The organism is gamma proteobacterium symbiont of Axiagastus rosmarus, from assembly GCF_059730925.1.
On sequence record NZ_AP035925.1, the window covers coordinates 2,793,088 to 2,819,132 of the forward strand.

The following is a 26,045-nucleotide window of genomic DNA, read 5'->3' on the forward strand; positions in this document are numbered from 1 at the left end:
GTCAGGGAAACTATAGGAATGGTGGCGTAAAACATTGGTGCTAACGATAAGAAATTTTGTTCATTTAAGCGCCGTTGACCGTCAGTCACGCGCCACCCCGGCACACGGCGCACTCCCTTGCGCCGCTACGCTGAGTAACGGGTTGCGCTACTCCACGTCCGCACTGCTGGCAAGCTGCGACGCTTTCTGCTTTTTGTACGCCAGCGCGGCCGCCGGCACCGGCGCCGCCTTGCCGGTTTCCAGCCAGTCGCGCAGGCGGTTGGCATCGGCAAAGTGGGTATATTTGCCAAACGCATCCAGCACCACCAGCGCTACCGGGCGGTTATTAATCATGGTACGCATTATCAGGCAGTGACCGGCCTCGTCGGTGTAACCGGTTTTGGTCAGCTGAATGCGCCAGTCATTTTTGTACACCAGATGGTTAGTGTTGCGGAACGGCAGCGCGTAGCTGGGGTGTTTAAACACCGCCGTCTCCTCTTTGGTGGTGCTCAGCTGGCCAATCAGCGGATACTGGCGCGTGGCCTTGAGCAGCTTCACCAGATCTTCCGCACTGGAGACGTTATGCAGCGACAAACCGGTCGGCTCCACATAGTGGGTGTGCGTCATGCCGAGCGCGCGCGCTTTGGCGTTCATGGCGCGTATAAAAGCATCGTAACCGCCGGGATAGTGATGCGCCAGGCTGGCCGCCGCGCGGTTTTCCGAGGACATCAGCGCCAGCAGCAGCATGTTGCGGCGGCTGATTTCACTGTTGAGCTTCACGCGCGAGAATACGCCGCGCATTTCGGGCGTCTGGCTGATATCCACCGACAGCATTTCGTCCATCGGCAGCCGGGCATCCAGCACCACCATCGCGGTCATCACTTTGGTGATCGACGCGATAGGCCGCACCCGATCCGGATGGCTGGAAAACAGCACTTTGTTATTATCGAGATCGACAATCAGCGCGCTGCCGGAGGCGATTTGCGGCTGGGCAATCGGCGCCAGATCGGACAGTTTTGCTGCGGCGGCGAGCGCCGGAGTCATCGCAGCTGGCGCGGCGACAAACAGCGCCAGCGACAGCAAAGAAATACGCATTTTTACAGACATCGTGTCAAAAAAATCCGGTGAGGAGGTTTGCGCTGTGTTGTAACACAGGCCGCCGGCGTCAGGCCTGATGCGACGCGGGCTGGCTGCGCTATCATACGCGCTCGTCTGAGAAATTTCTTAGGGAGATTGTTTCCGGGCGTTAAAAAAGGCGGGCATGACAGACACTGCCAGGCGCAGCGGGATCAGTCAGGTCGCCATGGCTGACGACCTGACCCCTATCACGGTCAGAACAAGCGTGGTCCGTAACCCCACAGAATCACCGTCAGCGCCAGCAGCACCTCGAACACCAGCACGCCAATCGCCAGCGTCGAGCCGGAGAAGCGCAGGCTCTCTTCACGGTCAATGTTGAGGAATACCGGGATGCCGACGTACAGCAGATAGCCGGTGTACATCAGCGCTAACGCTCCGGCCAGCACGCACAGCCACACCAGCGGATAGAGCGCCACCAGCCCGCTGATAAACAGCGGCGTCGCCACATAGCCGGCAAACACGGTACAGCGCTGGATGCTGGGACGCTGCGGATAGTCGCGCGCCATCCAGTGAATGACGCGGCCCATCACCGCCACACCGCCTAAGATGATCAGGTAAAACAGAATGCCGAGACCAATACCGGTCAGCATGTTGAGTTGCACGAACTGCCCTTCGCCCAGATTCCAGCCCAGCTGCGTAGTGCCAATAAAGGCGCAGATCACCGGGATCGCCGCCATCAGCAGAACGTGATGGGTGTAGTGGTGCGAAACGCTCTCGTTTTCCTGCTTGATATCACGCATCTCCTGATTGGGATGCGCCAGAAGACCCCAGACATGATTCATACAATCACTCCTCTGATGCGACGGGCTGCCCCAGCGATCAGGCTGTCCAATGCAGGCAGCTTCAGTTCAAGTATAATCGGCGCGGCTGTTTTTGCGGCCAGCGGCACAAAAAAAGCCGCAGCCAGCTAGACTGTTAGCTGTATCGCTTACCCAGGGAGGAGCAATTGCATATCGATATCAATGGATTAATCACCCAGTACGGTTACCTGGCGCTGCTGATTGGCTGCATTGCCGAAGGGGAAACCTTTACCCTGCTGGGCGGCGTCGCGGCGCACGAGGGCCTGCTGCACTTCAGCGGCGTGGTGCTGGCGGCGATGGGCGGCGGCATTATTGGCGATCAGCTGCTGTTCTGGCTTGGCCGCCGCTATGGCACGCGCATTCTGCGGCGCTTCCGCAAACATCAGGACACCATTAAAAAAGCTAACCGGCTGATTCAGAAGCACCCCAGCCTGTTTGTGATTGGCGTGCGCTTCATGTACGGCTTTCGCCTGATTGGACCGATTATTATTGGCACCAGCCGTCTTAAGCCGCTGCGCTTTTTCGTGCTTAACGTCATTGGCGCCGCGCTGTGGGCGCTGATTTTTGTCACCCTCGGCTACTTCGCCGGTGAAATTATTACGCCGTGGCTGCACAAGCTTGATCAGCACCTCAAGCACTTCATCTGGCTGGCGGCGGCAATTGTGTTCGGCATCGTGCTGCGCTTTGTGATTCGCCGCTGGAACCGCCGCCGCGCCGGTTAACTGTGGTAACCCTTGAACTGCGGGTTGGCCAGCATGAAGCCGCCGTCGACCACGAATGACTGCCCGGTGGTGTAAGTGGCCCATTCCGAGCACAGCCACGCCACCAGACTGGCGATTTCGCGCGTATCGCCAGGGCGGCCAATCGGGATTTCCGGCATGCGCCGGCTGTGCGCCTCGTTGTTGCTCATGTCGTTCATCGGCGTGGCAATAGCGCCCGGCGCCACGGCATTCACCAGAATGTGGTGCGGCAACAGGCTCAGCGCCATTGATTTGGTCAGCCCGCCAAGCGCATGTTTGGCTGCGGTATAGGCAGCGGCATCCGGCAGCGGCGTATGCTCATGCACCGAGGTGATGTTGATGATGCGCCCGCCGTCGCCCTGATCGACCATATGCCGCGCGGCAATCTGCCCGCAGACAAAGGCGCCGTCAACGTCAACGGTAAAGACTTTGCGCCAGTCCTCAAAGCTCACATCGAGAAAATCGGCTTTGGTCATCACGCCGGCATTGTTCACCAGCACATCAATGCGACCCAGCGAGTTGATCAGCTGCGCCAGCTGCTGCCCGCCAGCCTGCGGATCGGACAGATCGAGCTGCCGCACCTGGGCCTGCTGGCCTTTACTCTCCACCAGCCGCGCGGTCTCCTGCGCGCCCTCTTCATCCGAGCGCCAGGTAATGCCGACTGTGTAGCCGGCCTCAGCCAGCATTAAGGCGCAGCTGCGTCCAATCCCCGAATCTGAAGCGGTCACTACGGCGACTTTCTGTTTGCCCAGTGTCATAACGTTCTCCTGCCTGATGGGTGTCTTCACAGTATAGAAGTTATCGTTCTGTGCCACGTCGCAGCCGATTCTGCCGTTTCGTCTATAGTTAACAATCGGATAGCGTTCAGGAGGCAGGATGAGCAAGATTAAACGCAGAATTGACGACCACGGCGTCATCGGTGATTTACGCACCTGTGCCCTGATCGCGAACGACGGCACCATTGATTATCTCTGCTGGCCCGAACTCGATAGCCCCTCCGTGTTTGCCGCCCTGCTCGACAGCAACGAAGCCGGCCTGTTTTCGCTGGCACCGCAGTGGCAAAACGCGCGCCAGCAGCAGCTCTACCTGCCCGATACCAACATTCTGCAAACCCGCTGGCTTGATGAGGCCGGCGTGGCGGAAATCACTGATTACATGCCGATCTGCGACGAGCGCAGCAAAGTGCCGCGCCTGGTGCGGCGGGTAAAAATGATCCGCGGCACCGCCACCTTTGATCTGCGCTGCGCGCCGCGTCACGACTATGCCCGTGCGGAAACGCGCACGGAGACGCGCCCCGGCGGCATCGCCTTTGTCGCTGAAGGCCAGCCGTCGCTGCGCCTGAGCGCCACGGTGGTGATGACGCGCGAACCGGACAGCGCGGTGGCGCAGTTTACCCTGCAGGCCGGTGAGCACGCCGAATTTGTGTTTGGCAACGATGACGATCCGCAGGTGCAGCATATCGCGACCGAGCGCTGCTTTCGCGATACGGTGGATTACTGGCGGCGCTGGAGCAGTCACAGCTCCTATCGCGGCCGCTGGCGCGAGATGGTGACGCGCTCGGCGCTGGCGCTCAAGCTGCTCACCTCGCACCAGCACGGCTCGATTGCGGCTGCCGCCACCTTTGGCCTGCCGGAAGAGCTGGGCGGCGAGCGTAACTGGGATTACCGCGCCTCGTGGATCCGCGATGCCTCGTTCAGCATGTACGCGCTGATGCGGCTCGGCTATGTGGAAGAAGCGCGTGACTTCACCCATTGGGTCGGCCGCTGCGTTGAGCACAGCCACGACGATACGCCGCATTTGCAGGTGATGTACCGTCTCGACAGCGGCACCGAGTTGCACGAGACCGAACTGCTCAACCTCTCCGGTTACGCCAACTCGCGCCCGGTGCGCATCGGCAATGATGCCTGGCGCCAGACGCAGCTGGATATTTATGGCGAGCTGATGGATGCGGTCTACCTTGCCAATAAATACGGCGAAGCCATCTCGCAACGCGGCTGGCGCCATGTGTCCAGCATGATTGACTACGTCTGCGTTAACTGGAACCAGCCGGACGCCGGTATCTGGGAGATGCGCGGCGAGCCGGAGCACTTTCTGCATTCGCGCCTGATGTGCTGGGTGGCGCTAGACCGCGCACTGCGGCTGGGTATGAAGCGTTCGCTGCCGATGCCGTACGATCGCTGGGATCGGGTGCGCAGTGAGATCCGCGACGACATCTGGCAGAACTTCTGGAACGATGAACTCGGCCACTTCACCGCCACGCGCGGCGGTAAATACCTGGATGCGTCGATGCTGCTGATGCCGCTGGTGCGCTTTGTCAGCTCGACCGATCCGGAGTGGATCGCCACGCTGGATGCCATTAAAACCCATCTGGTGAGCGACGGTTTAGTGCGGCGTTATAACATCAGTGAGACGCCCGCCGATGCGCTGACCGGTGGCGAGGGCGCGTTTGCCGCCTGTTCGTTCTGGTATGTGGAGTGTCTGGCGCGCGCCGGGCGGGTGCATGAGGCGCACTTCGAGTTTGAAAAGCTGCTGAGCTACGCCAATCCGCTGGGATTGTACGCCGAGGAGTTTACCTCGCACGGCAACGCGCTGGGCAACATGCCGCAGGCGCTGACCCATCTGGCGTTGATCAGTGCCGCGTTTTTCCTCAACCGTAAACTGAGCGGCGAAGTGACGCTGTGGCAACCGTAAGAAAATTCACATTTTGGGCGGCGTGGCAAAGAGAATAGTCTGTGAAACGCCGCGTTTTGCGTAAAGTATCTTCAACCAGCGTAAATCCTGATTCCCATCATTGCGCCTATGCACATATAATGCGCAGCGGGTTATTCTGACCCTGATGGGTTCGACACACTGACAAGCCATGAAAATGGCCATAACGACTTGTAAAAACATGAAAAAAAGCATTCGCGCGTTCGCTTCACTCGCCCTCGTACTGGCGGCGTTCAGCCAGTCGGCCTTTGCAGTCGTCTATCCGCTGCCTCCAGCGAATAGCCGCCTGATTGGCGAAAATATTGAAATCACCGTGCCAGACGACAGCAAACTGCCGCTGGAAGCGTTTGCGGCGCAGTACCAGATGGGCCTCAGCAACATGCTGGAAGCCAATCCGGGCGTGGACGTTTACCTGCCGAAAGCAGGCACTAAAATGGTGATCCCGCAGCAGCTGATTCTGCCTGACGCACCGCGTGAAGGCATCGTGATCAACAGCGCCGAGATGCGTCTCTATTACTACCCGAAAGGCACCAAAACTGTCGTGGTGCTGCCGATCGGTATCGGCGAGCTGGGTAAAGATACGCCGGTTAACTGGACCACCGCGGTTGAGCGCAAGAAGAATGGCCCAACCTGGACGCCAACCAAAGCGATGCACGCAGAGTACGCGGCGCGCGGCGAGAGCATCCCGGCCGTGTTCCCGGCAGGTCCGGATAACCCGATGGGCCTGTACGCGCTGTACATTGGCCGTCTGTATGCGATTCACGGCACCAACGCCAACTTTGGTATCGGCCTGCGCGTGAGCCACGGCTGCGTGCGTCTGCGTGCGGACGACATCAAATGGCTGTTCGACAACGTGCCGGTCGGTACGCGCGTCCAGTTCATTGACCAGCCGGTAAAAGCCACCGTTGAGCCAGACGGTTCGCGCTACATCGAGGTTCACAATCCGCTGTCGACCACCGAAGAGCAGTTCAACTCACGTGAACTGGTGCCAATCAGCCTGACGTCCGCCGTGACCAAAGTGGTGGCCGATGCCAGCACCAATCAGGATGCCGTGAACAACGCCATCCAGGCACGTACCGGTATGCCGACCAAAATCAACGGTCAGCCGGGCGAAGCCCAGCCTGCGCCGGTGATGGTACAAGAGTCTTCTGACGCGATGCCGAAAGAAGAGCCGATGACGCCGCAGGGTGCCACCGCCGTCGCGCCACAGGCCGATGCGCAGCAGCCCGCTGAAGCCGCCCCGGTTGAGCAGGCCGCGCCGGCACAGCCTGCCAGCAACGGCAACAGCCTGTAAGGGTTTGCTGTCGATGATCAAGCCAGCCGCAGGGCTGGCTTTTTTATTGCCCGATCGCCGGGGTCGCCATCAGTTGCGCCCCTGCAGATCATTGTGCGGTTGTGTCGCGGTGCAGTTGCGCGCTCAATCGTGCGGTCGGCGTAACGCCAGCCAGCCCGCCACCAGGGTAAACACCAGCACCACCAGCACTAACAGCAGAAAGCCGTGCGGATTGTTCGCCAGCGGAATGCCGCCCACATTCATGCCAAAAAAACCGGCTACGATATTGATGGGCAGCGCCAGCACGGTGATTGAGGTGAGCAAAAACAGCGTTCGGTTGCTCTGCTCCATCAGGCGGGCAGCGATCTCCTCCTGCAGCAGGCGAATGCGCTCCATCAGGCTGGCAAGATCGTTAAGCGCCACGCTGAACTCCTCGGTGAAAATCCGCAGCTCACTGAGCGGTTCCCGGTTGAGCCAGTTTGGCGGCCGGTTAAGCAGGCGAAACAGCGCGGCCGGCTCCGGCGCCAGCAGCCGCTGGACGCGCAGCAGCATGCGGCGCAGATGGCCCAGCTCGCTGCGGTTGGCTTTGATCGCCGCGCTCAGCAGCCGCTCTTCTATCGCATCCACCGCCTGGCTGGAGCGCCGCACCACCTGCTCCAGCTGCACTTCCTGTTCGCCGAGCAGCCACAGCAGCATCGCATCCGGCGCGCTGAAGCACAGCCGATCAATCTGCTGATGCATACGTTCAATCATGCCAACCGGGCGATAGCGCGCGCTGACCATCACCTGCGGCCGGCACCAGATCCACAGCGTCGCATTTTGCGTGTTGCGCTCCTCTTTACTGAAGGTGACGTCATTCAGCACCGCCAGCAGCGCATCGTTTTGCTGCGCCAGCCGGGTGCGCGGTGAGGCCGAATGAATCTCATCGAAAAAATCGTCATCTACGCTGAAGTGGTCCTGAACCCAGCGCTCGGCGCGGGCATGATTCAGGTTAATGTGCAGCCAGAGAAAGCAGCCGTCGGGTAAGGTGTGCCGCGCCAGCTGCGCGGCCTCGCGCGCGTTGAGCCGCTGTGGCGGCGCATCCGGGTTGAACAGGTAACCGTGAATCAGTCCGGCGACTTCGTTGTTGAAGTCGGGCAGCGAGGCAAGCGGCAGGACAGGCTGGAGCATAGCGGCGTGAAGATCCCAGAGCGGTCAGATCCACAGCCTGCGACAGGTCTGTTACAGCATGATGACAGCCCGTGCTGGCATCATCATTCTGTCATACAAAACCCGTATCACACTGCAGTTAACGGGTGCCATTCGTGCATCGTTAATTCACCCCGGGGGGTGTGTTATGGCTGAAAACAGTTTCCCTGCATCATCGTCCGCCCGCGGACGGCCCAATCTGCACCCGCGCAGCGGTCGCGCGTCGCGCGTGCTCTTTCTACTGTTGCTGGTGGCCGGGCTGCTCTTTACCGGCATCAACCTGTTTAACGACGTAGAAGAGACCGGCGCGGTCGTCACCAGCTATACGCCGTTCCTGCTGCTCGGCGTGGCGCTGCTGATTGCGCTCGGCTTCGAGTTTGTTAATGGCTTCCACGATACCGCCAACGCCGTCGCCACGGTGATCTACACTCACTCGCTGTCGCCGGGCGTGGCGGTGGTGTGGTCCGGCTTGTGTAATTTCCTTGGCGTACTGCTCTCGAGCGGCGTGGTGGCGTTTGGCATTATTTCGCTGCTGCCGGTGGAGCTGATTCTGCAGGCGGGCAGCGGTCACGGCTTTGCTATGGTGTACGCGCTGCTGTGCTCGGCGATTGTCTGGAACCTCGGCACCTGGTATTTCGGCCTGCCCTCTTCCTCTTCGCACACGCTGATCGGCTCGATTATTGGCGTGGGCGTGGCGAATGCGCTGCTGCACGGCCGCAGCGGCACCAGCGGCGTCGACTGGGATCAGGCGGTTAAAGTCGGTTACGCCCTGCTGCTGTCGCCAGTGATTGGCTTCATCTGCGCCGCCGTGCTGCTGCTGGCCATGAAGGCATTGGTACGCAATCGCCAGCTGTATCAGGCGCCGGAAGGTAATCAGCCGCCGCCAGCGTGGATTCGTGGTCTGCTGATCCTCACCTGTACCGGCGTCTCGTTTGCCCACGGCTCGAACGACGGTCAGAAAGGCATGGGGCTGATTATGCTGATCCTGGTCGGCACCATGCCGATCGCCTATGCGCTCAACCGCTCGCTGCCGCCGGAGCAAATTCCGCGCGTGGCGGCGTTAACTCAGGTCACCGAACAGCAGCTGCTGACGCTGCAGCCGCCGCCCGCCGCGATGCCGGCAGCGCGTGAGGTGCTGACGGAATATGTGCGCACCAGCCAGAACCGGCCGCAGGTGCTGCCGGCGCTTGGCATAATGCTCGGCGATATCGGCGAACAGATTCGCCAGTACGGTTCGGTAGAAAATATTCCGGCGCAGGCGGTCACCAACACGCGCAACGATATGTATCTCGCCTCGGAGACCATCAAGCATCTGCAATCGGCCAACGTCGCGCTGCCGGAAGAGACGGCGCGTAACCTGACGGCGGTGAAGCACGAGCTGGACGCGGCTACGCGCTTTATCCCGATGTGGGTCAAAGTGGTGGTGGCGATTGCGCTGGGTCTCGGCACCATGGTCGGCTGGCGCCGGATTGTGGTTACGGTGGGTGAGCGCATCGGCAAAACCCATCTCACCTATGCGCAGGGTGCCAGTGCGGAGCTGGTGGCGATGGCCACCATTGGCGCAGCCGATGCCTTTGGTTTGCCGGTGTCGACCACCCATGTGCTGTCGTCCGGCGTGGCCGGTACCATGGCGGCCAACCGATCCGGCCTGCAGCTCGCCACCCTGCGTAATCTGGCGCTGGCGTGGGTGCTGACGCTGCCGGTATCGGTGCTGCTGTCAGGGCTGCTGTATGCGCTGTTTATTCATCTGGCCTGATAGGCTCTGAAGACTGCTGGTGCAGGCGCAGTGTAATCAGGAACGCGCCCAGCACCATCAGTGCTGCCGCCAGATACACCGACTGCATGCCCCAGTGGCCGATTAACAGCCCCGCCACTGGTCCGGTCAACCCCAGCCCCAAATCGAGAAACGCCGAATAGGTACCGAGCGCCGATCCCTGATCCTGCTGCTGTACCCGCTTCACCGCTTCCACGCCCAGCGCCGGGAACACCAGTGAGAAACCGCCGCCGGTGAGGAAGGCGCCAATATCCACCAGCCAGCTGGTGTCCGCCTGCCAGATCAGCAGCAGACCGGCGCCCTCCAGCACGAAGGAGATCAGCGAGACCTGCAGCCCGCCGAAGCGCGTGATATAGCGCCCGCACGCCAGCCGCACCAGCACGAAGCCGAGGCTGAACAGCGTCAGCGCGAACGCCGCGCCGCTCCAGTCGCGACTGGCGAAATAGAGGGTAATGAAGGTGGAGATCACGCCAAAGCCGATGGTGCCAAATCCCAGCGCCAGGCCAAACAGCCAGACGCGGCTGACCACGCGATGAAACGGAATGCGCACGCCGGCGCTGACGCTGACCGCCGGCTTGCCGGAGGCCATCCAGAAGCCGATCGCCCCCATCAGAGCGACCAGGCCAGCAAAGCCGCTGATGCCAAAAATCTGATTCAGCAGCACGCCCAGCGGCGCACCAATCGCCATGGCAAAGTAAGTCGCCACGCCGTTCCACGAAATGACCCGCGCGGTTTGCCGCGGGCCAACGATGTTCATGCCCCACAGCGTCGAGCCGGTACTGCTGAAGCTTTCCCCGACGCCGAGAAACAGCCGCCCCAGCGCCAGCAGCGTCAGGCTCAGCAGCGGCGCACCGCTGCACAGCGCGGCAATGATCGACAGCACGCCGCTCATGCCGCAGCACACCAGCCCCATCATCACCACGCGTTTCGGGCCGTAACGATCGGCCAGCCGTCCAGAGTGCGGGCGACTGAGCAGCGTAGCGAAATATTGCAGACTGATGATCAGCCCGGCGATAAACGAGCTGAAGCCCAGCTGGTTATGCACAAACCCCGGCAGCACCGCCAGCGGCAACCCGACGGACAGGTAGCAAAAGAAGGTGAAAACGATGACGGAGAGGATGCGTTTATTTAACTGAGCATTACTCAGTACAGCGGCGTCAGACATGGAAGATGGCGTCAGAAACGTGGTGAAAGCGAAGGTTCACTATACCGGTTAGCAGACTAAGGATCGCGGCTTTTTTTGTTATAAAACATGGCGGCAGCGCACACTCTCGCGTGGTGATCGCTGGCTTGCCCGTTAACACGGCGGACCTGACGGTTCAGGTACCACCGCTCAGGTTCAGATGCAGGACACCTGGGCCATGCGTGCGGCATGGCGTTCGATGGCGCTGGCGATCTCGGCGGAGACACGCAGCGTGCGGATCTCGCTGAACAGGCCGTCGGCCTCATGGTAGGCTTTGCGCAGATAGCCCAGCCACTGCTTGATGCGCGCAACGTGGTAATTGCCGGTATCACCCTGCTTTTCCAGCTGGGTGTAGCGCAGCAGCAGCTCAACCACCTGCGACCACGGCATCGGGGCTTCGTTGTATTTCACCACGCGCCCCAGGTTAGGCACATTGAGCGCGCCGCGCCCGAGCATGACCGCGTCGCAGCCGGTAATGCGCAGGCAATCCTGCGCATCCTGCCAGTTCCAGATTTCGCCGTTGGCGATCACCGGAATTGTCAGACGCTGGCGAATCTCACCAATCGCCTGCCAGTTGATGCTCTCTGCACGATAGCCGTCCTCTTTGGTCCGGCCATGCACCACCAGCTCGCTGGCACCGGCCTGCTGCACCGCATCGGCGATCTCGAAACGCCGCGCGCCCGAGTCCCAGCCGAGCCGCACTTTCACCGTGACCGGCAGATGAGCGGGCACCGCCTCGCGCATCGCTCTGGCACCGCGATAGATCAGCTCCGGATCTTTCAGCAGCGTCGCACCGCCGCCGCTGCCGTTCACCAGCTTCGACGGGCAGCCGCAGTTGAGGTCAACGCCCCACGAGCCCAGCTCCACCGCGCGTGCGGCGTTTTCTGCCAGCCACTCAGGATACTGGCCCAGCAGCTGCATGCGCACGCGTGTGCCGGAGGGCGTCCGGCTGTGATGGTGCAGTTCCGGACACAAACGGTAGAAGGATTTTACCGGCAGCAGCTGATCAACCACGCGTAAAAACTCAGTGACGCACAGGTCATAGTCATTCACACCGGAGAGCAGTTCACGTACCAGCGAATCCAGTACGCCTTCCATAGGCGCCAGTAAAACCCGCATACCGTTACGCGTTCCCGTTGCTCTTCGCTGCCGGACGACGTGAGCGCGCCGGTTTACCCGCGTTGCCTGCCGCCGGGCCGTTGTTGCCCGGACGACGCGGTGCACGCGCCTCGCCCTGTGGACGCGCGCCGCCGTTACCGGCGCTGGCACGCTGACCATTGCCGCCGCTGCGGCTGCGCGGTGCGTCAGTACCCTGCCCCGGCGCGCGGCCCTGGCCACGTCCGCGTGGCTGCTGCTGACGGCCATTCTGAATCGGCTCCGCCTTGATGCTCGGATCCGGCTCAAAGCCCGGCAGCGCAATGCGCGGAATTTCCCGCTTCAGCAGGCGCTCGATATCACGCAGCAGCTTGTGCTCGTCCACGCACACCAGCGACAGCGCAGCACCGGTGGCCGCGGCACGACCGGTACGGCCGATGCGGTGCACGTAATCTTCCGCCACGTTCGGCAGCTCGTAGTTGACCACGTGCGGCAGCTCTTCGATATCCAGACCGCGCGCGGCAATATCCGTCGCCACCAGCACGCGAATGCCGCCGGTTTTGAAGTCGGCCAGCGCACGGGTACGCGCGCCCTGACTTTTATTGCCGTGAATGGCGGCGGCAGTGATGCCATCTTTGTTGAGCTGCTCAGCGAGGTGGTTAGCACCGTGCTTGGTGCGGGTGAACACCAGCACCTGCTGCCAGTTGTCGCGACCAATCATCAGCGACAGCAGTTCCCGTTTGCGCTTCTTATCGACAAAATGCACCTGCTGCGACACCTGCTCGGAAGCGGTGTTGCGGCGTGCCACTTCCACCTGTTCCGGGTTAGTGAGCAGTTTTTCCGCCAGCGCTTTGATCTCGTCCGAGAAGGTGGCAGAGAACAGCAGGTTCTGCCGTTTGGCCGGCAGTTTTGCCAGCACGCGGCGAATGTCGTGGATGAAGCCCATGTCGAGCATGCGATCCGCTTCGTCCAGCACCAGGATTTCCACCTGCGACAGATCGACCGCGTTCTGATGCGCCAGATCGAGCAAACGCCCCGGCGTGGCGATCAGTACATCGACGCCGCCGCGCAGTTTCATCATCTGCGGATTAATGCTGACGCCGCCGAACACCACCAGCGAACGCATATTGAGGTACTGGCTGTATTCACGTACGTTTTCGCCAACCTGCGCTGCCAGTTCACGGGTTGGAGTGAGGATCAGCGCACGTACCGGACGGCGACCGCGCGCCGCTGCCGGTTTTTCTGACAGACGCTGCAGCAGAGGCAGCGTGAAACCGGCGGTTTTACCCGTGCCGGTCTGGGCGCTCGCCAGCAGGTCACGACCGGCCAGCACCACGGGAATCGCCTGACGCTGGATTGGCGTCGGTTCACGGTAGCCCTGTTCTGCTACCGCACGCAAAATATCGGCATTCAAGCCGAGAGAGTCAAAAGACATGCAGGTGTATTACTCCGAACCGCCCTGATCGCGCTGCGCGATGTAGTTTTCAGGAGGGATATGACGCAGCCTCAAGGCCTGCGTGTGAAAAGGGCACAAACTACCATGCGTAAGAGCGGCAGTGTAGCAGCTTTCCGCAAGAACCGCGACCAGCAAAACGTGAGGGTGATGGGCCGCTACGCGGTAGCGCATAAAAAAGGAGCCGCAGTGGGCTCCTCTTTTCTTGCTGGCACGTCCGCTTAGCTGCGTTTTTTCTGTACGCGTTGCGGTGGCTCTTTGGCCAGCAGCGACACCAGCGCCGGGCCCACCAGCATTACCACGCCCAGACAACCAATCAGCAGATTGTTGTGGATGAAGCGTGAAATCAGGAACAGCGTCAGCATCGCCGCGCCGAAGTAGTATGTCGTCGTCACTTCTTCCAGAGAGTCACCAAAGCGGCGCAAACGGGCACTACGCTGCAGGGCCAGCATGGTGATGAACACCAGCGCATAAGCTGCCACCAGGGTACTGCTCACTTCGACCAGTGCCTTATGTTTCCAGCCCCACACCAGTGCCGCGATCACCAGCAGGTGGGTCGCAATATGCAGGCAGGTTTGACCGGTAACAATCTGAACACGATTAGACCATTTCATTCTCTTCTCCTGGCAGACCCAACAGGTCGCCCAAGTGTATCTGACCACAGCCAGACGGATTTCCTCAATGTAAAGCAAATTTCGGATAACACCCTAATTTTCTGTCTCCAGCACCACCCATTTGTGACAAAGACTACACTTTGTTCTGTTGATGATGAAAAGGAGCGCGTCGCAGTATGCCACAAAACACGCAAGGATCTTCATTTAAAGTCCTGACGATCAATACCCATAAGGGGTTCACCAGCTTTAACCGTCGCTTTATCCTGCCGGAACTGCGCGACGCAGTGCGCGCGACTTCGGCGGATATCGTCTTTTTACAGGAGGTGATGGGCACGCACGCCATCCACTCCGCACACATTGAAAACTGGCCGGAAAATTCGCACTACGAATACCTTGCCGACACCATGTGGCACGATTTCGCTTACGGCCGCAACGCGGTCTATCCCGAGGGCCATCATGGCAACGCGATACTGTCACGCTTTCCGATCACCGAATACCAAAACCGCGATATTTCTGTCGCCGGCAGTGAGAAACGCGGCATGTTGCATTGCCAGATCAGCCTGCCGGATCGGCCGGAACCGATTCACACGTTGTGCGTGCACCTCGGCCTGAAAGAGAAGCACCGTCTGGCGCAGATGCGCATGATGTGTGAACTGATTGAGTCGCTACCACCGGATGCGCCCCTGGTGGTGGCCGGCGATTTTAATGACTGGCAGGTACGCGCTAATCGATTTTTACAGCGCGGAGCCGGTCTGCAGGAGGTGTTTAGCATGAAAAACGGTCGCCCGGCGCGCACCTTCCCGGCGCGCTTTCCGCTGCTGCGTCTCGATCGCATCTATATCCGTAATGCATCGGTGAGCCAGCCGTGGGCGCTGCCGGTGAAACCCTGGTCACATCTGTCCGATCACGCCCCGCTGGCCGTGGAGATCTTTCTATGAATTTCAGCTGGCGCGAAGGTAACCAGCTGCGGCTGCTGGAGAATGGCGATCAATTCTTTCCACGCGTCTCCGGCGCGATTCAGCGCGCCCAGCGTACGCTGCTGCTGGAGACGTTTATCCTGTTTGAAGATGAGGTTGGTAAGGCGCTGCACCGCGATCTGCTGGCCGCCGCGCAGCGCGGTGTTAAGGTGGAAGTGATGGTGGATGGCTACGGCTCACCGGATCTTTCCACTCAGTACATCAACAGCCTGACCGAAGCAGGCGTGCGCTTTATCTATTACGATCCGCGCCCGCTGGTGATGGGCATGCGCACCAACGTGTTCCGCCGTCTGCATCGCAAAATTGTGGTGATTGATGAGGAGATTGCGTTTGTCGGCGGTATCAATTTCTCCGCCGAGCACAACACCGATTACGGGCCGGAAGCCAAGCAGGATTACGCCGTGGAGGTGAAAGGACCGGTGGTGCTGGACATCGCACGCTATGTACAGCAGGCGATCGGCAGCGAACAGGTAACGCGCCGCTGGTGGGGCGCGCGCTCCCAGCGCCTGGCGGTGAACGCCCTGCCCGGTGATGCGCAGGTGCTGTTTGTCTACCGCGATAACGATGAGCACCGCGACGACATCGAACAGCACTATCTTGATATGCTGCGCAAGGCGAAGCAGGATGTGATTATCGCCAACGCCTACTTTTTCCCCGGCTATCGCCTGTTGCGGGAAATGCGCAGCGCGGCCCAGCGCGGTGTGCGCGTGCGGCTGATTGTGCAGGGTGAACCGGACATGCCGATTGTCAAAGTCGGTGCCGAGCTGCTGTACAACTATCTGGTGGATGCTGGCGTTGAAGTTTACGAATACTGCCGTCGCCCGCTGCATGGCAAAGTGGCGGTGCAGGATCAGCAGTGGTCAACGGTCGGTTCCAGCAATCTCGACCCGCTCAGCCTGTCGCTGAATCTCGAAGCCAACCTGATCATTCACGACCACGCCTTCAACCAGACGCTGCGCGATAACCTTGAGCAGCTGCTGGCTGCGGACTGCGTGCGCGTCGATGAAGACAAGCTGCCGCCGCGCACCTGGTGGCAGCTGACCAAGAGCGTCATCGTGTTCCATTTCCTGCGCCATTTCCCGGCCATCGCCGGCTGGCTGCCTGCCCATACGCCCCATTTGTCTCAGGTCGATCCGCCGGTGCAGCCGGAAATGGAAACCCAGGACCGGGTTGAAGCCGATAACGAAGGAGCGAAACCCTGATGAGCAAAAAGAACCCGCGCTGGCAGTTAGCGAAAAAAATCCTTACCTGGCTGTTCTTCATTGCGGTGATCGTGCTGCTGGTGGTTTACGCACGCAAGGTGAACTGGGAGGACGTGTACAAGGTCATCGTCGGTTATAACCGCTACGTGGTGCTGAGCGCCGCCGCGTTAGTGGTGGTGAGCTACCTCACCTACGGTCTGTACGATTTGATTGGCCGCGCCTACTGCGGGCATAAACTGGCGAAACGTCAGGTGATGCTGGTGTCATTCATCTGTTACGCCTTTAACCTGACGCTGAGCACCTGGGTGGGCGGTGTGGCGATGCGCTATCGTCTCTATTCGCGCCTCGGCCTGCCCGGCGGCACCATCACGCGCATCTTTTCACTGAGTATTGCCACCAACTGGCTGGGCTACATTTTGCTGGGCGGCGTAGTGTTTGTCGCCGGTATGGTGCCGATTCCGCCCGGCTGGTTCATCGGCGAAGGCACGCTACGGGTGATTGGTGCGGTCCTGCTGGCGATGGTGGCGGTTTATCTGTGGGCCTGTGCTTTCGCGAAGAAGCGCCGCTGGACGGTGAAGGGCCAGCATCTGCAACTGCCCTCGCTGCGCATGGCGCTGTTTCAGTTTGCCGTTTCCTGCGCCAACTGGATGGTGATGGGCACCATTATCTGGCTGCTGCTGGCGCGTGAAGTGGATTATCCCATCGTGCTGGGGGTGCTGTTAATCAGCAGTATTGCCGGGGTGATTATTCATATTCCGGCGGGCATTGGCGTGCTGGAAGCGGTGTTCCTTGCGCTGCTCAGCGGCCAGCATGCTTCGCACGGTGAGATTATCGCCGCGCTGCTGGCCTATCGCGTGCTCTATTTTATTCTGCCGCTGCTGCTGGCACTGGTGCTGTATCTGTGGCTGGAGAGCCGCGCGAAGCATTTACGGCAGAAGAATGAGCGCAAGATGGCGGCGCGATAAGGCGTGCCAGGTGGAGGATGAAGAACGTGTAATACATTGCGCCGCTACGGAAAAGGTTAAACGGGCTGATAAGTACAAACCGTTCACCTGGCCGTAGCGGCGCGATTATTTTCACAGCCTTAATGGCTGGTTACTCTTAACGACGGTTACCGAATATCCGCAGCAGCATCAGGAACAGGTTGATGAAATCGAGATACAGCGTCAGCGCGCCCATGATGGAGAAGCGGCGCAGATTCTCTTTATCGTTAACATCAATGCCCTCACCGATGGCTTTCAGCTTCTGCGTGTCATAAGCCGTCAGGCCCACAAACACCACCACGCCGATATAGGTAATCGCCCACATCAGCGCCGGGCTTTTCAGCCAGAAGTTCACCAGCGACGCCAGCAGAATGCCGATCAGCGCCATAAACAGTAGACTGCCGAAGCGGCTCAGGTCGCGTTTAGTGGTGTAGCCGTAAAAGCTCATGGCACCAAACATGCCCGCGGTAACGAAGAAGGTACTGGCGATCGACGAGTAGGTATAAACAAGGAAAATACTCGCCATTGTCAGCCCGGTCAGCGCGGAATAGAGCATAAACAGCCCGGTCGCCACGGCGCCGCTCATGCGCTGCACCATGCCGGAAAGCACGAACACCAGCGCCAGCTGCGCGATAATCAGGCCGAAGAAGGTGATGCGATTGGCAAACACCAGCTCCATGACGGCAGGCGTGCGCGCGGCAAACCACGACACAAACGCCGTCAGCAGTAAGCCGCAGGTCATCCAGCCATACACCTGCGCCATATAGGTTTGCAGCCCGGTCGACGCCTGCTGCACGATTGAACCATTACGTGGATATCGATCCATGATGCACCTCTTTAAAAGTTACTGATAACGTCAGTGTGAAGTGTACACCACCGATCGTCAACGGCGCGTCATACACTGCTGATATCGCCCGTCAACCCGCTGGGCAAACCACGCGGTGGTGAGATTACGGGTAATTTTCGGGCTCTCCAGCTTAATGCCCGGCAGCACTTCGCGCGGCAGACGTTTTCCCGCCATCTTATCGGCGAGGATAAAGGTCTGTTTCCACAGCGTGCTGTCGCTGAAGCTTTCGCTGTCGCCCTTCTCCAGATCGCGGCGAATCTCACGTGTGCTCATGTCCAGCTGCTTCGCCAGCGTGCGCACCGCCAGTTCGGTGGCGCTCGCCTGTTCGCTGCCGTAGCGGATCAGGTCGCCGTCCAGCGCCAGTTTGATGCCGCTGGCACGCGCCACCGCAGCCTGGAACGCGGCGTTGCGGCTGGCGTACCAGCCGGCGTTGAAGTCAGCGAAGCGATACAGCGGCTGGCTGTAGTCCACCGGATAGCCCAGCAGGTGCAGCGTGCCGAAGTAGATACCGCCGCGCCGGCTAAACACTTCGCGCCGGATCGAACCGTCAATTGGGTACGGATAGCCCTGTGCATGCGCTTCGGCGAAGGCAATGCTGACCTGCATCGGCCCGCCGGTGTGGATTGGGTTGAGATTGCCGAACAGCTTCTGCCCCATCGGCACCATATCGATAAAGTCATCGAAAATGGCGCTCAGCTCTTTCTCGCTGTGCACCTTATCGAGACGCGCCGCGTAGCTCTCGCCGTTAGAGGATTTGATCAGTAACGCGGTGCGCACCAGAAACGCCGGCACGTGCACGCTGGCGGCGCGGCGGTCAATCTCCGCCCAGGCGATTTTTGGCAGACCCGGCACGGTGGCATCGGCGCTGAAGTTAGATTCCTGATCGGTCACGGCGATCACCGCGCAAATGTTGCTGGCGCTGGCGTCGATGTGCTGCACGCGCAGCGCGGTATAGATGTCGTCGGCCCAGGCCGATTTTTGCGTCACATGGGCGGGCAGCAATTGCTGAATTTGCGCTTTCACGTCAGCGGGCTGGCGGGCCGGCAGCTGCGGCTCCTTTTTGGTGCTGCATCCGGCCAGCACCAGCGCAGCCAGCAGCGCAGCGCCTGGTAATATCGTGGTGGTGTTCATCCTGCTCCCTGATAAGCCAGCAAAAACCGTACCTTACCGTTTTCGTGGTCTGGCGGCTATCAGCGCGGGCGGATTTTGCGCGCTAGTTCCAGCGTTCAGCGGCCTGATGATCGCTGTCGCGGGCATCGACCCAGCGATCGCCCTGCGCAGTGGCTTCGCGCTTCCAGAACGGCGCGCGGGTTTTCAGGTAATCCATGATGAATTCACTGGCGGCAAAGGCGCTGCCGCGATGGGCGCTGCTGACGCCAACAAACACGATCTCATCACCAGGGAACAGTTCGCCTACGCGATGAATCACCGTCACCTGCTGCAGCGCCCAGCGCTGACGCGCATCCGCCACAATCTCCGCCAGCGCTTTTTCCGTCATACCCGGATAATGCTCCAGCGTCAGCGCGGCCACGCTGTCGCCGAGATTGTGATTGCGGACTTTGCCGGTGAAGGTGACGACCGCGCCGTCGCTGTCATGCGCCGCCAGCAGCGCATACTCGTCGCCAACATTAAACGGCGCGCTGCCGACGCGAATTCGGGTTGTCATGCTCAGCCTCCGGTAACCGGCGGGAAGAACGCCACTTCATCGCCGGCGCGCAGCGGATGGTTCATCGGCACCAGCGTCTGATTCACCGCCGCAAGCAGCTTGCCGGACTCCAGCGCCAGCGCCCAGCGATCGCTTTTCTGCGCCAGCGCAGCGCGCAATGTGGCGACGTCAGCATACTCTGCCGCCAGATCCAGCGCGGCGGTGCCGGTCAGTTCGCGCACCTGGGCAAAAAACAGCACCTTAATCATGGCGCACCGCCTGGAAATCACCGGATTTACCGCCGCTTTTGCTCAGCAGTCGCAGCTGGTCGATGACGATATCTTTCTGCACCGCTTTGCACATGTCGTAGATGGTCAGCGCCGCGACCGACGCGGCGGTCAGCGCTTCCATTTCCACGCCGGTTTTGCCGCTCAGGCGACAGCGCGAGGTAATGCGTACGCGGCTGTGCTCCGGCTCAGCCACCAGCGTCACCTCGACTTTGCTCAGCATCAGCGGATGGCACAGCGGAATCAGTTCCCAGGTACGCTTCGCCGCCTGGATGCCAGCAATGCGTGCGGTGGCGAACACATCGCCTTTGTCATGGCTGCCGTCGAGGATCATTTGCAGCGTGGCCGGCTGCATCAGCACCAGCGCTTCCGCCTGCGCTTCTCGCACGGTGTCAGTTTTGCCGGAGACGTCCACCATGTGGGCTTCGCCGGCCGCGTTGATATGGGTTAACGAGGACATGCTTATAACTTCTTCAAATGTGAGACAAAATTACACGGACGCGTACGCGCATCCAGCTGGGCTTCAATGATCCGCTCCCATGCGCTGCGGCAGGCACCGGTTGAGCCCGGCACGGCAAACAGCAGCGTCTGGTTGGCCAGACCGGCCACCGCGCGTGATTGCAGCGTCGCGCTGCCGATCTCCTCGTAGGAGATCATGCGAAACAGTTCGCCAAAGCCGTCAATTTCGCGATCCAGCAGCGGCAACAGCGCTTCCGGCGTACTGTTTTTACTGTTAAAGCCGGTGCCGCCGTTAATCAGCACCACCTGCACATCTTCACTGGCAATCCAGCGCGACAGCGTGGCGCGGATGCGATAACGGTTGTCCGGGACGATGGCGTGATCGACCACCTGATGCCCGGCTTCGGTCAGCGCCTCACGCAGATAGTCGCCAGAGCTGTCACTGCTGGCGTCGCGGCTGTCAGAGACGGTCATCACCGCCGCATTTAAGGCGACAAAATCGCCGGAAGGTTTACCCATGGCCGTAACTCCTGTGTTTAGCCACCAATGAAGGAGAGGTTCTGCGTGATGCCGGTATTGCCCTGATGCAGGAAATGCGTCTGCTTCTTCTGCCCGAGGCTGTGGGCGATGCGCGCCTGCAACTCGGCCTGCTGATCGTCGGAGGCCAGCAGGTCGCGCAGCGGCACGCCGCCGTCGCCAAACAGGCACAGATGCAGGTTACCGATCGCCGATACGCGCAGGCGATTACAGCTGGCGCAGAAATCTTTTTCATACGGCATGATCAGGCCAACTTCACCCTGATAATCCGGATGGCGGAACACCTGGGCCGGGCCATCGCTGCGGCCGCGCGGCTGGCGCTGCCAGCCCTGCATGATCAGCTGATCGCGGATCACCTCGCCGGACACATGATGACGGCGGAACAGATCGCCGCCCTCGCCGGTTTCCATCAGCTCGATAAAGCGCAGCTGAATCGGCCGGGTGCGGATCCACGCCAGAAAGGTCTCCAGATTGTGGCTGTTGACGTCGCGCATCAGCACGCTGTTGACTTTGACGGTGCTGAAACCGGCATCAAAGGCCGCATCAATCCCCGCCATGACTTCGTGAAACTTGTTCTGCCCGGTAATGGCGTGAAACTGCCGTGCGTCGAGGCTGTCGACGCTGACATTGATATGGGTGAGGCCTGCCGCACGCCAGGCGCCGACGTCGCGCGCCATGCGGTAGCCATTGGTGGTCATGGCGATCTGGCGGATTGCCGCGTTGTCGCGCACGGCGGCAATGATATCGGTGAAGTCGCGCCGCATCGAGGGTTCGCCGCCGGTCAGGCGCACTTTTTCGGTGCCCGCCGCCGCAAAGGCACGCGTCACGCGACGAATCTCATCCAGCGAGAGAAAACTTTTGTTGTGCACGCCGTTCGGCCGGTAGCCGTCGGGCAGGCAGTAGGTACAACGGAAGTTACACACATCCGTGACCGACAGGCGCAGATAATAAAAGCTGCGCGCATAGGCATCTGTAAATTGTGGCACCTGAACACCTTTCCAAAGTACGGGAGATGCAGTCATTTCTTTCTGCACCCTGGCAGCTCGCGGCTGCGGCCAGGCATCCATATCACACGACTTAGGAACGCAAGGCTTGGGAGTCTGTTGTCATTGTGGACAACACGGTTAAAGCAAATGGTAGCGCGATTTGACGCTCGCATCCATCGGCATTTATCGCTATATATATTGATACATAACGTTATTTCACCGCATTTTCGCGACAGGATACGGTAAAATGCGCGACAGATATTGATACACATCAGTTGAACGCCGTCTGCACCTCACGTGCGGCGTTTTAAGGAGCAGCATGAATCGTACCCTGGCAGATTTGGATCGCGTGGTGGCACTCGGCGGCGGCCACGGCCTTGGCCGCGTGATGTCGGCGCTGGCGCCACTGGGCTCACGCCTGACCGGCATCGTCACCACCACCGACAACGGCGGATCCACCGGCCGCATACGCCGTTCAGAAGGCGGCATTGCCTGGGGCGACATGCGCAACTGCATTAATCAGCTGATCACCGAACCCAGCGTGGCCTCTGCCATGTTCGAGTATCGCTTTACCGGCAACGGCGAACTGGCCGGGCATAATCTGGGCAATCTGATCCTGAAAGCGCTCGATCATCTCAGCGTGCGTCCGCTGGAAGCCATCAACATTATCCGCAACCTGCTGAAGGTGGATGCGTTTCTGATTCCGATGTCTGAGCAGCCGGTGGACCTGGTCGCGCAGGATAGCGAAGGTAATATGGTGTACGGCGAAACGGCGATTGACGAAATGAAGCAGGCGCCGGAAGAGCTGATGCTGCACCCCAATGTGGTGCCGACGCGTGAAGCGCTGGACGCCGTCGCCGAGGCCGATTTGATCCTGATTGGTCCCGGCAGTTTTTACACCAGCCTGATGCCGATTCTGCTGATGGAGGAGATGGCACGCGCGCTGCGCCGGACGCCCGCCACCATGGTGTTCATCGGAAATCTCGGGCGCGAACTGAGTCCGGCGGCGGCCAGCCTGACGGTCGCAGACAAGCTGGCGATGATGGAAAAAGCCATTGGCAAACGGGTGATTGACGCCGTGGTGGTTGGCCCGTCAGCAGACACGCGCGGCGTCACTGAGCGGTTGATCGTGCGCGAACCGCTGGAAGCCGCCGATATCCGCTATCGTCACGACCGCCAGCTGCTGCGCCGCGCGCTGGAACATGCCATTCAGGCGGTTTAGCCGGAGCGCAACGCGACAGCCGGCTTCACATTAAGAGGCGGCGATAAACAGTTCACGCAGCTCGTGCAGCTGGTCGCGCACCCGCGCGGCCTCTTCGAACTCCAGGTTCTGCGCGTGCTGCTGCATCTGCCCTTCCAGCTCGTGAATCTTCTTCTGCATTGCCTGTGGCGTGAGCGCCAGATAGCTGGCCTCAGCCTCGGCGGCAGTGCGTGAAGCCGTTTTACCTTTGCCGCGCGTTTTCACCACGTTTTTGCCCAGCTCAAGAATATCGGTGATTTTCTTGTTCAGGCCCTGCGGCACAATGCCCCGCTCTTCGTTATAACGCTGCTGCTTCTCGCGGCGGCGCTCGGTCTCTTCCATCGCCCGCGCCATCGACGGCGTGATCTTATCTGCGTAGAGAATCGCTCTGCCGTTGACGTTACGCGCCGCGCGTCCGATGGTCTGAATCAGCGAGCGCTCGGAGCGCAGGAAGCCCTCTTTATCGGCGTCAAGAATCGCCACCAGCGACACTTCCGGCATATCCAGCCCTTCGCGCAGCAGGTTGATCCCCACCAGCACGTCAAACTCCCCGAGACGCAGATCGCGAATGATCTCCATACGCTCAACGGTATCAATGTCGGAGTGCAGATAACGCACCTTCTCACCGTGCTCCTCAAGATACTCGGTGAGGTCTTCGGCCATGCGCTTGGTCAGCGTAGTGACCAGCACGCGCTCGTTGATTTCGACGCGCTTGCGGATCTCCGACAGCAGATCGTCGACCTGGGTCGCCACCGGACGCACCTCAAGGATCGGATCGAGCAGACCGGTAGGCCGCACCACCTGATCGATGACGTCGCCGCCCGATTTCTCCAGCTCGTAGTTACCTGGCGTGGCCGAGACGTAAATGGTCTGCGGTGCCAGCGCTTCAAACTCTTCAAAGCGCAGCGGACGGTTGTCCAGCGCCGACGGCAGGCGGAAACCGTACTCCACCAGCGTCTCTTTACGCGCGCGGTCACCGCGATACATGCCGCCAATCTGCGGAATAGTCACGTGGGATTCATCGACCACCAGCAGGCCATCCGCCGGCAGGTAATCAAACAGCGTCGGCGGCGGCTCGCCCGGTCCGCGCCCGGAGAGATAGCGCGAATAGTTTTCAATGCCCGAGCAGTAGCCGAGTTCGTTCATCATTTCGAGGTCAAACTGGGTGCGCTGGGTGATGCGCTGCTCTTCCAGCAGTTTGTTGTTCTCCAGCAGCACCTTGCGCCGCACCGCCAGCTCATCCTTGATCTCTTCCATCGCCTGCAGAATACGCTCGCGTGGCGTCACGTAGTGCGTTTTCGGGTAGATGGTGAAACGCGGAATCACCGAGATCACCTGGCCGGTCAGCGGGTCGAACAGCGACAGGCGCTCAACCTCTTCATCAAACAGCTCTACACGCAGACCAATGTCATCGGATTCCGCCGGGAAGATATCGATCACTTCGCCACGCACGCGGAAGGTGCCGCGCTGGAAAACCTGATCGTTGCGGGTGTACTGCAGTTCGGCGAGGCGGCGCAGGATGCTGCGCTGGTCGATGATCATGCCGCGCGTCAGATGCAGCATCATTTTCAGGTAGAGATCGGGATCGCCCAGGCCGTAGATAGCAGAAACCGACGCCACCACAATCACGTCGCGGCGCTCCAGCATCGCTTTAGTGGCAGAGAGACGCATCTGCTCGATGTGCTCGTTTACCGCTGCATCTTTCTCGATGAAGGTATCCGAACTGGGCACGTAGGCTTCCGGCTGATAGTAGTCGTAGTAGGAGACGAAGAACTCGACCGCGTTATCCGGGAAGAACTCTTTCATCTCGCCATACAGCTGTGCCGCCAGCGTTTTATTCGGTGCCATTACCATGGTCGGCCGGTTGAGATCGGCAATGACGTTGGCGATGGTAAAAGTTTTTCCTGAACCGGTAACCCCCAGCAGCGTCTGGTGCGCCAGTCCATCCTCCAGCCCTTCTTCAAGGCGACGAATCGCCTCAGGCTGATCGCCTGAAGGTTTGAAAGCGGAGTTGAGTTTAAAGGCTTTACTCATGGTATTACGGTTCCTGCTGAAGAAGTCGGCGGGCAGGCTGGTAATTCTACTCTGCTATGGCGATTTTGCCAGAAAAAAATACTGGATATAATTACAGATATGCTGCACGATGATGGGGAGATGTCGCGATTCGCTTCAGCGTAATTTATGCGGTAATCCGGAAGCGTTTGTTGCGCAAGGTTATCCCCAGACGAGCAACGCTTTTAACAATTGTCAATAGAGCGTCATTAAATTGCAGTCTGATGACAAGCCAGACAATTCTCAGGCTTGCTTTTAAATAACCTGCTGATTTAAAAGAGATTGACTCATAAGCCCAGTTTCGCAGCATTATGTATGCAACCCGCGTATTTCCTCGCTTGCGCCCGGTTTTCAGTCGCTAATGCACAAGGTTATCCACAGGAATAGTGGATAACTGAATCCAGCCCCACGTCCATCGGCTGTGTATAATTTTCCCCTCGCTTATCCTGCCGTGCGAAAAATTTTTTTTTGCGATTATTTTTCCACCATCCCGTGCGGCTTTAACTATTCTTTTGGCGTACCCCATCGTGCCGTAACGGGAAAAAGCCAAGCGTTAAGGCCACTTATTTCTTCAGTCCCTGCCTTATGACAGCACAGATGCACCAGAAACGTTAAGCAGTCAGCACCGTCAAAGTGCACGCGAGTTATTACTGTGGGCAATTGTTAAGCTTTTCTCATCAATTATGGCGAGTTTCGCTGCCTTTTACCCCGGTTGAGGCTGCTTTGGCGGATCTGGCCTGAGAATTGCAGTGAATTAACGGTAGAGTGACGAGTCCATGCCGGCAGGATGAACAAGCGCCGCCGGCGACAGCAGTGTCCCAATAGCCATTGTGCATGACTGTATGCCAGACGACACAGAGCGGGAGCATTCAGGCGAATAATCTG

24 protein-coding genes and 1 riboswitch are annotated in these 26,045 nt (G+C 59.8%); of the genes, 8 read left to right on the plus strand and 16 right to left on the minus strand.

The annotated features are described in order from the left end of the window. Nucleotides 1–147 precede the first annotated feature (147 nt). A complete protein-coding gene (gene pbpG / locus AC6I8F_RS13115) occupies nucleotides 148–1,086 on the minus strand; it encodes a D-alanyl-D-alanine endopeptidase (RefSeq protein ID WP_058781286.1) in 939 nt (312 codons plus the stop codon). Between the two features lie 224 nt (nucleotides 1,087–1,310). Further along, nucleotides 1,311–1,898, minus strand: a complete 588-nt coding sequence (locus AC6I8F_RS13120; protein ID WP_021508475.1) for a Yip1 family protein — start codon at nucleotides 1,896–1,898, stop codon at nucleotides 1,311–1,313. Between the two features lie 164 nt (nucleotides 1,899–2,062). On the opposite strand from AC6I8F_RS13120, the gene AC6I8F_RS13125 reads away from it, so the two are divergent. Next, entirely contained in the window at nucleotides 2,063–2,638 is a 576-nt protein-coding gene (locus tag AC6I8F_RS13125; protein ID WP_021508476.1) for a DedA family protein, read from the plus strand. On the opposite strand, the gene AC6I8F_RS13130 is transcribed toward AC6I8F_RS13125, so the two are convergent. Continuing rightward, complete coding sequence (locus tag AC6I8F_RS13130; RefSeq protein WP_394520991.1) at nucleotides 2,635–3,414, minus strand: SDR family oxidoreductase; 780 nt, start codon at nucleotides 3,412–3,414, stop codon at nucleotides 2,635–2,637. The two genes, AC6I8F_RS13125 and AC6I8F_RS13130, sit on opposite strands and share 4 nt — an antisense overlap. Nucleotides 3,415–3,532: 118 nt before the next feature. Between AC6I8F_RS13130 and AC6I8F_RS13135 the strand changes: the two genes are divergently transcribed. Further along, nucleotides 3,533–5,347 carry a glycoside hydrolase family 15 protein gene (locus tag AC6I8F_RS13135; protein WP_394520992.1) on the plus strand — a complete coding sequence of 605 codons (1,815 nt, stop codon included), beginning with the start codon at nucleotides 3,533–3,535 and terminating at the stop codon, nucleotides 5,345–5,347. Between the two features lie 199 nt (nucleotides 5,348–5,546). Continuing rightward, entirely contained in the window at nucleotides 5,547–6,659 is a 1,113-nt protein-coding gene (locus tag AC6I8F_RS13140; protein WP_058775308.1) for a L,D-transpeptidase family protein, read from the plus strand. A 123-nt stretch (nucleotides 6,660–6,782) separates the two neighbouring features. On the opposite strand, the gene AC6I8F_RS13145 is transcribed toward AC6I8F_RS13140, so the two are convergent. Further along, nucleotides 6,783–7,808, minus strand: a complete 1,026-nt coding sequence (locus tag AC6I8F_RS13145; RefSeq protein ID WP_058775307.1) for a transporter — start codon at nucleotides 7,806–7,808, stop codon at nucleotides 6,783–6,785. A 166-nt stretch (nucleotides 7,809–7,974) separates the two neighbouring features. On the opposite strand from AC6I8F_RS13145, the gene AC6I8F_RS13150 reads away from it, so the two are divergent. Continuing rightward, the gene (locus tag AC6I8F_RS13150; protein ID WP_338670395.1) at nucleotides 7,975–9,582 is read left to right on the plus strand and encodes an inorganic phosphate transporter; all 1,608 of its coding nucleotides are present in this window, start codon (nucleotides 7,975–7,977) and stop codon (nucleotides 9,580–9,582) included. Here the strand turns inward: AC6I8F_RS13150 and AC6I8F_RS13155 are convergent. The 4 genes from AC6I8F_RS13155 to AC6I8F_RS13170 all read right to left on the minus strand — a co-directional run bounded on the left by AC6I8F_RS13155 (nucleotide 9,566) and on the right by AC6I8F_RS13170 (nucleotide 13,945). After that, a complete protein-coding gene (locus AC6I8F_RS13155; RefSeq protein WP_222951147.1) occupies nucleotides 9,566–10,765 on the minus strand; it encodes an MFS transporter in 1,200 nt (399 codons plus the stop codon). The genes AC6I8F_RS13150 and AC6I8F_RS13155 overlap by 17 nt on opposite strands. Before the next feature lie 174 nt (nucleotides 10,766–10,939). After that, nucleotides 10,940–11,902: a tRNA dihydrouridine(16) synthase DusC gene (gene dusC / locus AC6I8F_RS13160; RefSeq protein ID WP_031279875.1), complete on the minus strand. Its 963-nt coding sequence runs from the start codon at nucleotides 11,900–11,902 to the stop codon at nucleotides 10,940–10,942. Nucleotides 11,903–11,906: 4 nt separating this feature from the next. Then, nucleotides 11,907–13,313: an ATP-dependent RNA helicase RhlE gene (rhlE, locus tag AC6I8F_RS13165; RefSeq protein WP_278706925.1), complete on the minus strand. Its 1,407-nt coding sequence runs from the start codon at nucleotides 13,311–13,313 to the stop codon at nucleotides 11,907–11,909. Between the two features lie 239 nt (nucleotides 13,314–13,552). Continuing rightward, nucleotides 13,553–13,945 carry a YbhQ family protein gene (locus AC6I8F_RS13170; protein WP_021508485.1) on the minus strand — a complete coding sequence of 131 codons (393 nt, stop codon included), beginning with the start codon at nucleotides 13,943–13,945 and terminating at the stop codon, nucleotides 13,553–13,555. A 176-nt stretch (nucleotides 13,946–14,121) separates the two neighbouring features. Here AC6I8F_RS13170 and AC6I8F_RS13175 point away from each other — a divergent pair, with 176 nt between their 5' ends. From AC6I8F_RS13175 to AC6I8F_RS13185, 3 genes are read left to right on the plus strand one after another with little or no spacing between them, the layout of a single operon-like run. Beyond that, entirely contained in the window at nucleotides 14,122–14,883 is a 762-nt protein-coding gene (locus AC6I8F_RS13175; RefSeq protein ID WP_021508486.1) for an endonuclease/exonuclease/phosphatase family protein, read from the plus strand. After that, nucleotides 14,880–16,124 (plus strand): cardiolipin synthase ClsB, encoded by a 1,245-nt coding sequence (gene clsB / locus AC6I8F_RS13180; RefSeq protein ID WP_058757843.1) that lies wholly within the window; start codon nucleotides 14,880–14,882, stop codon nucleotides 16,122–16,124. Before AC6I8F_RS13175 ends, clsB begins: the two co-directional genes overlap by 4 nt. Beyond that, the gene (locus tag AC6I8F_RS13185; RefSeq protein WP_021508488.1) at nucleotides 16,124–17,089 is read left to right on the plus strand and encodes a lysylphosphatidylglycerol synthase domain-containing protein; all 966 of its coding nucleotides are present in this window, start codon (nucleotides 16,124–16,126) and stop codon (nucleotides 17,087–17,089) included. The genes clsB and AC6I8F_RS13185 overlap by 1 nt, the downstream gene beginning before the upstream one ends. Nucleotides 17,090–17,225: 136 nt before the next feature. Here AC6I8F_RS13185 and AC6I8F_RS13190 read toward each other — a convergent pair whose 3' ends face one another. From AC6I8F_RS13190 to moaA, 7 genes are all read right to left on the minus strand, one after another. Further along, on the minus strand, nucleotides 17,226–17,933 hold the full coding sequence (locus AC6I8F_RS13190; RefSeq protein ID WP_021508489.1) for a Bax inhibitor-1/YccA family protein: 708 nt from the start codon (nucleotides 17,931–17,933) through the stop codon (nucleotides 17,226–17,228). 57 nt (nucleotides 17,934–17,990) lie between these two features. Then, a complete protein-coding gene (locus AC6I8F_RS13195; RefSeq protein WP_498028105.1) occupies nucleotides 17,991–19,085 on the minus strand; it encodes a DUF1615 domain-containing protein in 1,095 nt (364 codons plus the stop codon). A gap of 82 nt (nucleotides 19,086–19,167) precedes the next feature. Next, complete coding sequence (gene moaE, locus AC6I8F_RS13200; protein ID WP_021508491.1) at nucleotides 19,168–19,620, minus strand: molybdopterin synthase catalytic subunit MoaE; 453 nt, start codon at nucleotides 19,618–19,620, stop codon at nucleotides 19,168–19,170. A gap of 2 nt (nucleotides 19,621–19,622) precedes the next feature. Then, nucleotides 19,623–19,868 (minus strand): molybdopterin synthase sulfur carrier subunit, encoded by a 246-nt coding sequence (gene moaD, locus AC6I8F_RS13205; RefSeq protein ID WP_021508492.1) that lies wholly within the window; start codon nucleotides 19,866–19,868, stop codon nucleotides 19,623–19,625. Beyond that, complete coding sequence (gene moaC / locus AC6I8F_RS13210; protein WP_058757847.1) at nucleotides 19,861–20,346, minus strand: cyclic pyranopterin monophosphate synthase MoaC; 486 nt, start codon at nucleotides 20,344–20,346, stop codon at nucleotides 19,861–19,863. The genes moaD and moaC overlap by 8 nt, the downstream gene beginning before the upstream one ends. A 2-nt stretch (nucleotides 20,347–20,348) precedes the next feature. After that, complete coding sequence (gene moaB, locus AC6I8F_RS13215; RefSeq protein WP_021508494.1) at nucleotides 20,349–20,864, minus strand: molybdenum cofactor biosynthesis protein B; 516 nt, start codon at nucleotides 20,862–20,864, stop codon at nucleotides 20,349–20,351. 17 nt (nucleotides 20,865–20,881) lie between these two features. After that, the gene (gene moaA, locus AC6I8F_RS13220) at nucleotides 20,882–21,868 is read right to left on the minus strand and encodes a GTP 3',8-cyclase MoaA (RefSeq protein ID WP_058781280.1); all 987 of its coding nucleotides are present in this window, start codon (nucleotides 21,866–21,868) and stop codon (nucleotides 20,882–20,884) included. Further along, a riboswitch (molybdenum cofactor riboswitch) is annotated at nucleotides 21,857–21,993 on the minus strand. Its footprint overlaps the gene before it by 12 nt. 194 nt (nucleotides 21,994–22,187) lie before the next feature. Between moaA and AC6I8F_RS13225 the strand changes: the two genes are divergently transcribed. Then, a complete protein-coding gene (locus AC6I8F_RS13225; RefSeq protein ID WP_021508496.1) occupies nucleotides 22,188–23,090 on the plus strand; it encodes a gluconeogenesis factor YvcK family protein in 903 nt (300 codons plus the stop codon). A 30-nt stretch (nucleotides 23,091–23,120) separates the two neighbouring features. Here AC6I8F_RS13225 and uvrB read toward each other — a convergent pair whose 3' ends face one another. Beyond that, complete coding sequence (uvrB, locus tag AC6I8F_RS13230; protein WP_021508497.1) at nucleotides 23,121–25,142, minus strand: excinuclease ABC subunit UvrB; 2,022 nt, start codon at nucleotides 25,140–25,142, stop codon at nucleotides 23,121–23,123. Nucleotides 25,143–26,045 lie beyond the last annotated feature (903 nt).

What these genes read in the sequence shown, in the direction of transcription:
- AC6I8F_RS13150 (WP_338670395.1), top strand. Translation starts at nt 7,975, where the DNA reads ATGGCTGAAAACAGTTTCCCTGCATCATCGTCCGCCCGCGGACGGCCC.
- AC6I8F_RS13135 (WP_394520992.1), top strand. Translation starts at nt 3,533, where the DNA reads ATGAGCAAGATTAAACGCAGAATTGACGACCACGGCGTCATCGGTGAT.
- moaB (WP_021508494.1), bottom strand. Translation starts at nt 20,864, where the DNA reads ATGGGTAAACCTTCCGGCGATTTTGTCGCCTTAAATGCGGCGGTGATG.
- AC6I8F_RS13225 (WP_021508496.1), top strand. Translation starts at nt 22,188, where the DNA reads ATGAATCGTACCCTGGCAGATTTGGATCGCGTGGTGGCACTCGGCGGC.
- pbpG (WP_058781286.1), bottom strand. Translation starts at nt 1,086, where the DNA reads ATGTCTGTAAAAATGCGTATTTCTTTGCTGTCGCTGGCGCTGTTTGTC.
- AC6I8F_RS13195 (WP_498028105.1), bottom strand. Translation starts at nt 19,085, where the DNA reads ATGAACACCACCACGATATTACCAGGCGCTGCGCTGCTGGCTGCGCTG.
- rhlE (WP_278706925.1), bottom strand. Translation starts at nt 13,313, where the DNA reads ATGTCTTTTGACTCTCTCGGCTTGAATGCCGATATTTTGCGTGCGGTA.
- moaE (WP_021508491.1), bottom strand. Translation starts at nt 19,620, where the DNA reads ATGACAACCCGAATTCGCGTCGGCAGCGCGCCGTTTAATGTTGGCGAC.
- clsB (WP_058757843.1), top strand. Translation starts at nt 14,880, where the DNA reads ATGAATTTCAGCTGGCGCGAAGGTAACCAGCTGCGGCTGCTGGAGAAT.
- AC6I8F_RS13140 (WP_058775308.1), top strand. Translation starts at nt 5,547, where the DNA reads ATGAAAAAAAGCATTCGCGCGTTCGCTTCACTCGCCCTCGTACTGGCG.
- AC6I8F_RS13145 (WP_058775307.1), bottom strand. Translation starts at nt 7,808, where the DNA reads ATGCTCCAGCCTGTCCTGCCGCTTGCCTCGCTGCCCGACTTCAACAAC.
- AC6I8F_RS13185 (WP_021508488.1), top strand. Translation starts at nt 16,124, where the DNA reads ATGAGCAAAAAGAACCCGCGCTGGCAGTTAGCGAAAAAAATCCTTACC.
- AC6I8F_RS13155 (WP_222951147.1), bottom strand. Translation starts at nt 10,765, where the DNA reads ATGTCTGACGCCGCTGTACTGAGTAATGCTCAGTTAAATAAACGCATC.
- moaD (WP_021508492.1), bottom strand. Translation starts at nt 19,868, where the DNA reads ATGATTAAGGTGCTGTTTTTTGCCCAGGTGCGCGAACTGACCGGCACC.
- uvrB (WP_021508497.1), bottom strand. Translation starts at nt 25,142, where the DNA reads ATGAGTAAAGCCTTTAAACTCAACTCCGCTTTCAAACCTTCAGGCGAT.
- AC6I8F_RS13170 (WP_021508485.1), bottom strand. Translation starts at nt 13,945, where the DNA reads ATGAAATGGTCTAATCGTGTTCAGATTGTTACCGGTCAAACCTGCCTG.
- AC6I8F_RS13130 (WP_394520991.1), bottom strand. Translation starts at nt 3,414, where the DNA reads ATGACACTGGGCAAACAGAAAGTCGCCGTAGTGACCGCTTCAGATTCG.
- AC6I8F_RS13120 (WP_021508475.1), bottom strand. Translation starts at nt 1,898, where the DNA reads ATGAATCATGTCTGGGGTCTTCTGGCGCATCCCAATCAGGAGATGCGT.
- AC6I8F_RS13190 (WP_021508489.1), bottom strand. Translation starts at nt 17,933, where the DNA reads ATGGATCGATATCCACGTAATGGTTCAATCGTGCAGCAGGCGTCGACC.
- AC6I8F_RS13175 (WP_021508486.1), top strand. Translation starts at nt 14,122, where the DNA reads ATGCCACAAAACACGCAAGGATCTTCATTTAAAGTCCTGACGATCAAT.
- dusC (WP_031279875.1), bottom strand. Translation starts at nt 11,902, where the DNA reads ATGCGGGTTTTACTGGCGCCTATGGAAGGCGTACTGGATTCGCTGGTA.
- moaC (WP_058757847.1), bottom strand. Translation starts at nt 20,346, where the DNA reads ATGTCCTCGTTAACCCATATCAACGCGGCCGGCGAAGCCCACATGGTG.